Origin of the sequence: Aneurinibacillus danicus, from assembly GCF_007991215.1 — a bacterium.
In the GTDB taxonomy this organism is placed as follows: domain Bacteria; phylum Bacillota; class Bacilli; order Aneurinibacillales; family Aneurinibacillaceae; genus Aneurinibacillus; species Aneurinibacillus danicus.
Map to the genome: position 1 here is coordinate 23,061 of NZ_BJXX01000167.1, position 6,200 is coordinate 29,260.

Sequence of the window (6,200 nt, forward strand, 5' to 3'; positions counted from 1 at the left end):
GCTTTTTTTATTTCAACCTCGCCTTATCCACCACAACGGCAAAATCAATTCCTACACTGTAACAGTACGTATTCACCTGATTCGTCTCGCTTTCATGCTCTGTCACAAACATCGCTTCCAGCGTTGCCGTTTCATTCACCTGTGGCAATTTCCCATCAAACATCTGGATAATTCGTTTCGCTATTCGTTGTGCCTTATCCACATCATCATTCGTATAAATATCGAATGTAAACGGCGCGACATACACTTCTTTGTTCTCACCATCACGCGCTCCTGGCAACGTGTAAAATGCGATGATAGGAATTAATGTCGTGAGATTCGGCGGCTTCTTCCGCTTCACGATTTTCTTTGCTTTCTCGATATTCGATGAGGCCGGACTTAACTCTAGCAACCCCAAAATCTCCGCATCTGCTGCCAACAGTCGATACACTGCATTGTACACTTCAACCGCTGCCATACAATCACCTCGTCAGTTTGATTGATTTTCTCAGCCGAATATACTTACCCGGATGTACACTACGCACTGCTGCTGTCAATTTCATATAATATGCCTGTCTGTTCTCTTCTACCGTATTCGCAAACCATCGTAAAGCAGGTGTTTCCCAACCTGGTCGCTTAATTGGTTTGCCCGCCACTTTCGAGCGTGTCGTCCGTACATTTCCCCCTGCATCGCGCCACAAACCACTCCGCGTCACAATCGGCGCACCTGCTACCGGAACACCGTTGTTACGTGCCGGGTTCCACTCCCCTAATCGGGGCAATGGACTAATGGACAACTCCTGTGTACCTGTACCATACTCGTAATACAAACCAATGTGTGACCGCTCAAAGTTTTTCTCCATCGCTGTCACCGCCATCCGATACACACCGTTCACCATGAGCGATACTTGCCCTAATACATATGCCTGAATAGAGTCGGCCAAGGCACGACTTCGTGCTGTGTCGTCTGTCACCATTCCGGATTCAAGCGTCACTTTATGGGAACGAAACGGTATCATCCCGACCTTGTTACGCAGTTTTCTTTGCAAATCCCTGCCGATCTCCTGCGCTGCCTTTTCCAGCGCTTTTGATAGCGCCTGTAAATACCTCTGAGCATCAAAAGAGATAAAATCTTTACTCATGACTGTCGCCTCGTTTCTGTGCCTGCCTGAATCTGCACCGCTCCATCGAATACAAAGTAATCACAAGACAGTACCTTTAACGCGAGCTCTCTGCTCCCTTTCCTCACCACAAACTTGTCGAGTATATCCAAGTCGTATCCGGTCATATAAATCACATATTCTGCATCCGGTGATAGGCCCGGATCCATTTGCCTCAGTTCTGCATTTACCTGCGTGATATGAACAGGTACATTTTTATACTTCTCTACTTCAATCAGCGTAATATTACCATTCTCATCCGCATCTTCTAAAACGCTACTCACGGTTAACTCTGCATTGCACAAATACATGATACAAATAGTTGCAGCTTTCTCGCCCTCTAAAACCTCATCAAACGTTGAAATAATCACATAGCGCTCTCTTGTAACGTTGTTGTATACAGTGGAACCACATGGCAGTGGTACTTCCGGCAAGAAGTTGGCGCGGCGATGGGATTCGAGTGCAATCAACGTAGACGTAGAAGTAGAGGCTCTTCCGATAATCGCAACGGTAGATACGGCATAGTTAACCCCATATACATCTACAGGCACACCTTCCGAAATGATAATGTCGCGTTTGTCGTCAATCATAACGTGTTCCTCGGCTCTACATCGATTCGTCCTACTAATGGTGAATCATATCCGGTAAGCTCACAGATAAGTCCTTCATATTCATCACGCAGACGAGCAGCAAACGCCTCCCAATCTACTTTCTCCTTCTCCCACGACACATCAATGGTCTTGACCTTGTATTTTAACCGCCGTACCATGGATGGGGCTATCATCATTGCGATATACGTAATAACAGCATCCTGCAAATTCAGCTTATCCAATGGGTCGGTCAGCGTAGCATATTCTGGCACCCGTCGAATCACATCCGCTTCTGCCCGATCTACAAGAAATGGAGTGTTGATCTCACTGTCCGGTAGTTCTTTCTGTGACACGCCAAGTTTCGACCGTACCGCCCCTTCAAATCCAGGTTGGAGAATAATCACTTCGCTTCCTCCTTGCTAAAAATCCCACCGCACAGGCGATGGGATTGATTTCACTTCTCTACAAGTTTTACTTCCAGCGTCGGACACGAATAAGCGAACGCATTTACTGTATCCTCAAACTCTCGCGTTTCCCCCACTGGCAAGAGTGTTTCCGGTGAAGGTACTACTTGATTATCGGTCCCGACATAGGCATCACCACAACCAAGATTGGTAACAATCACTTTGTATCCATAAGAGTAAATACGCGCATATTCCGCGATGCGCAGCGTTTCGCGAGCAGTGTGAACTATTTTTTCGCCTACTTTTTGTTGCTTTTGTGCAGCCATAACATCACCGCCTAACCTAAATCGCATCAGCCATGAGGAAACCAGCAAGGTTACACACTACTTTTTGATCGTAGTAGTATTTTGTTTCCACATACGTGGCTTCGGAATCTTGATCTACCCACTTCCGAACGCGACGGGCTACTTTTTCGCCAGCGAAATCCCATTCAAATGTATAGCCGAACGTTGGCGATGTTGGATCCGGTGTTGGCGTAATGTATAATAACGCCGCACTGTTACCCCAAATATAGTTCAACGCTTCCGGTTTGCCTGGCGGTACTGCACCAAATCCATTTACCGTGCGTAACGCTTCACCGATATAAATATCATCCACGCCGAGCGCTGCCTTCAACAGATCCTTCGTGACAATACCGGTCTGCGAATATTTAATCAGTTCAATAAACTGCGGGTGGTTTTTTAGCGCTGTATACACTTTTTCTGATAAGACTAGCTTATTCGGCCTGATGCCAGAATTCGTGTGGATGATTTCTTTCGCTTTGTCAATCTGTCTGACCGGATCGGAAGTAGGGTCTGTCCATTTTTTCCCGAAAATATTATCGAGTGTTGTCGTGCCCATTGTTGTAGAAAGACCTGGGGCATACGATGCCGGATTCATCGTTTTATTTGCAGCGTCAATTTCCTTGTTCAGCAAAACAAGATTGGTTGTAAGGCGTGTAGCGCTTTTTTCAAGCTCATCTTGGTTGTCGCTGTTAGCGTATTCCTGTTTTGAAATAGGCCGCTTCAAACCGTGTCCATCACAAAAATACGTATCTTCTGATTCGCCGTACGTGATTTCGTTTGTACGGCCATTTGGAGCAATTTTGTCGTCAAACACTTTGAAATCATCCATACCGAATACTTTGTATCGGTCCGACTGTTTACTGACCATCGGCAGTGCCGGGAAAACTTTGTCGGCTATAAATTGGCCGTTCCGGTACCCGACGGCAATGTTGGTAAGTAGCACATCATCATGTGACTCTTGCGTTGATTTATACCCGCGCGATGCACCCATATCATTTCATCTCCCTCTCGTGTTGTGTGAACTTGCCTCCTGCCCTCAATTTCTCTACCAGCGAAACTAGTATTGTGGCGCAATCCAGAACGAAATGTATTCCCCGGCTTTACCCGCCTGTTCCGCAATTCCGATAACCGGATCAGTGCTGGATGCAGGCTTGGCGAAACCGCCAGCAACGAACGTCAATTTTGTTCCTGCTTTCGGACAATCTTCTGTCAGTTTTACATAACTTGAACCGCTTCGCATGACCGCAAGATGCTTGCCAGCTTGTGGACCGCCGCCACCCATACGTTGATCTTGCAAGCGTTGGTCGTTGGCGTTCGTACCGAGGAATGTTTCACCAGCCGCGCCAGTTGGCAGTTTACATTCACCCGGTTTATCACCGTACACCAGAATGCGAAACATAGGTACTTCGTTCAGTCCATTATCTGTATTTACATTATCTGCGGCAATGGCATACGCCACTTCAATCCCTGTAATTTTACCTGCCATAACTTACACCCTTTCTTGCGAGAGTTTACGGAACAGTGCTTCCGTTTCATCTGCTACGTTCGTCCCTTTTTCAGCCGCTAACCTACGTGCTTCGTATCCCACATAGTTGCGGAATTCCTGCTCCGTTTCAAAATCCGAGCGATACATGAATTCACTGTTCGTAGCAGTCCGCGTTTGCTGTTTCGGCTTCGTTGTACGTGCCCCTGCAAATCGTTCCTGGAACTGACCTTCATACGCTGCTTTTTCTTCTTTCAGTTCCTCAATGGATAGAGTAGACAAATACTTCTCCTGACGTTCTTTGTTGAACGCATTGCCAAACGCACGAATTCCCGCTTCAATTGTAGCTTCGATCAAATCTTTTCGATACTGCTCGGCCAATTCCGCTTTTTTGGACAACTCTTCATTTTGACTGGTAAGCTCCATGATTTTAGATTGAGCATCGGAAAAGTCTGTTTTCAACCTGTCCAGTTCGGCAGAAACACGCGCTAGTTCAGCACCCTTCGCTTCCAGTTGCTTGTTCAGCGCTTCTGTTGCCTTTTCGCTTTCCGCAGCCAATGCCGCACTTACTGCTGCTTGAATGTCGCCGATCTTATCAAAGTTAATGCCAGCTTTTGCAAATGCCAATTGAATATCCTTAAACTCTACATTCGTGTCACTCATACTATTCATCTCCTTAACGTTTGATAGATTCTCCTCTTTCCGCTCAATACGACGCGGCGAACGAGTAAACAACTCTACACCGCCGTTTTTTGAATAGTGGCACACAACCGGTTCATCAAGCGGGACTTTCTTGATATCATCAATAGAATAGACCGTTTTCTCCTCAGTTCCCCCCCTATCTGAACGCTCTCCCGTTAATTGCGAAAACCCTTGCTGAATTTTAGCCTTGGCAACCGCTGGAGAATATACGATTGACTGCTCAATTGCTTCTCCTGCTTCCGCTAAAATATCGCAACGTTTTGGAGTACCATCATCCATTTCATAGTATCTTCCCGGCCAATGCGAGCATTGTTCTTTACGAATATCATGACCACATATGGTACAAATTGGACGAGTGATTTCAAACCCGATAGAAGTTGAAGCCAGCGTTCCGGCATCAATGCCATTTGCAATGTCTGACACTTTCATATCCCCAACTTCTGTTTTGATTGGCACTTTATTTCCGTCATCATCATACGTATGCGTGACCATGTACTGGTCAGTGTAAAGCACAGGCGACGATTCCTCACCGTTGTACTGGTATTCGACAACGCTATCGAATGTTAGTCCAAATGGCAAACGATTCACATTGTGCGATGCCAAAAGCGGGCACCCTTCCGCATATCCCTTTTGTAAATCACGCAGAATCCTTTCCGTCATCGTAATCGTGTACTCACCAAACCAACTGCTTCTCCTGATCGGAATTGTATCTGCGGCGTATGTACGAAATACATACACTTGTTCCGGTTTCAATGGCGTTTTAGCAAACTTGCTATTAATCCGCTGCAATTGTTCCGGCGTTGGTGTTCTTCCCATGCATATCATCTCCTTTCTCCGCTAGAATAGACCAAACTTTTCTTTCAAACGGAAACCTCTATCTTCCAATTCCGTATGATATAGTAAAATATATTTTAGCAGAGAGATGGTGATTTGCTTGCTCATGCAATTCAACATTTTTGGAATCATCGTTTTACTTGGAATGCTCGCTTTGTTCGCCCTACACATATTCTCAATAGTTTGGGCGTATAACGATGCCATCCGTAACGGAAGAAACAGCACTTTCGCTATAATTGTCGCGATTGGTATTCTCTTTTTCCCTGTAGCTGGACTTATTGTTTATCTACTTATACGAAAAGCATAACGGCACTCTTTTAAGGGTGCTTTTTTGATTTTCTTGTTTTATTACTTTGGCAAAATGAGCTGTTTTGCGGATAGTTATTTTCTCAAATCCCATTCTCTTGTAGTTCCTGCTATACAATCGGGACAGAGCCACCCGTACTCCTTCGTATTCTTCCATCCCATTTTTCGGGCTTGTTTTTCTGGATAGCTATTTACCGGAACATCCTCCCACTTAATACACTTTCCGCACCATATTGTGTAATACTTGCCTATATACCCTTTGAAATCACTCACTCTTCTATCACCGCTCTTTCGCAAAATCGCCGGACTATAAATAGCCTTTAAACCGAAAGTGTAGCTTCCGATTCTCCTTCTTCGACTCACACCATTCATGCTCGATCTCCAACAGCGCTTTGCTT

8 protein-coding genes are annotated in these 6,200 nt (G+C 45.5%); all 8 read right to left on the bottom strand.

The window, feature by feature from the left end:
* Window positions 1–7: 7 nt before the first annotated feature.
* Window positions 8–457, bottom strand: a complete 450-nt coding sequence (locus tag ADA01nite_RS17700) for a hypothetical protein (protein WP_146811727.1) — start codon at window positions 455–457, stop codon at window positions 8–10.
* Window positions 458–461: 4 nt separating this feature from the next.
* On the bottom strand, window positions 462–1,121 hold the full coding sequence (locus ADA01nite_RS17705; RefSeq protein WP_146811729.1) for a hypothetical protein: 660 nt from the start codon (window positions 1,119–1,121) through the stop codon (window positions 462–464).
* Window positions 1,118–1,729, bottom strand: a complete 612-nt coding sequence (locus ADA01nite_RS17710) for a hypothetical protein (protein ID WP_146811731.1) — start codon at window positions 1,727–1,729, stop codon at window positions 1,118–1,120. The genes ADA01nite_RS17705 and ADA01nite_RS17710 overlap by 4 nt, the downstream gene beginning before the upstream one ends.
* Window positions 1,726–2,133, bottom strand: coding sequence for a hypothetical protein (locus tag ADA01nite_RS17715; protein WP_146811733.1), 408 nt, complete (start codon window positions 2,131–2,133; stop codon window positions 1,726–1,728). The genes ADA01nite_RS17710 and ADA01nite_RS17715 overlap by 4 nt, the downstream gene beginning before the upstream one ends.
* A gap of 50 nt (window positions 2,134–2,183) precedes the next feature.
* Window positions 2,184–2,459, bottom strand: coding sequence for a hypothetical protein (locus ADA01nite_RS17720; protein WP_146811735.1), 276 nt, complete (start codon window positions 2,457–2,459; stop codon window positions 2,184–2,186).
* Window positions 2,460–2,475: 16 nt separating this feature from the next.
* Entirely contained in the window at window positions 2,476–3,468 is a 993-nt protein-coding gene (locus ADA01nite_RS17725; RefSeq protein ID WP_146811737.1) for a major capsid protein, read from the bottom strand.
* Between the two features lie 66 nt (window positions 3,469–3,534).
* The gene (locus tag ADA01nite_RS17730; RefSeq protein WP_146811738.1) at window positions 3,535–3,963 is read right to left on the bottom strand and encodes a structural cement protein Gp24; all 429 of its coding nucleotides are present in this window, start codon (window positions 3,961–3,963) and stop codon (window positions 3,535–3,537) included.
* 3 nt (window positions 3,964–3,966) lie between these two features.
* Entirely contained in the window at window positions 3,967–5,478 is a 1,512-nt protein-coding gene (locus ADA01nite_RS17735) for a hypothetical protein (RefSeq protein WP_146811740.1), read from the bottom strand.
* Window positions 5,479–6,200 lie beyond the last annotated feature (722 nt).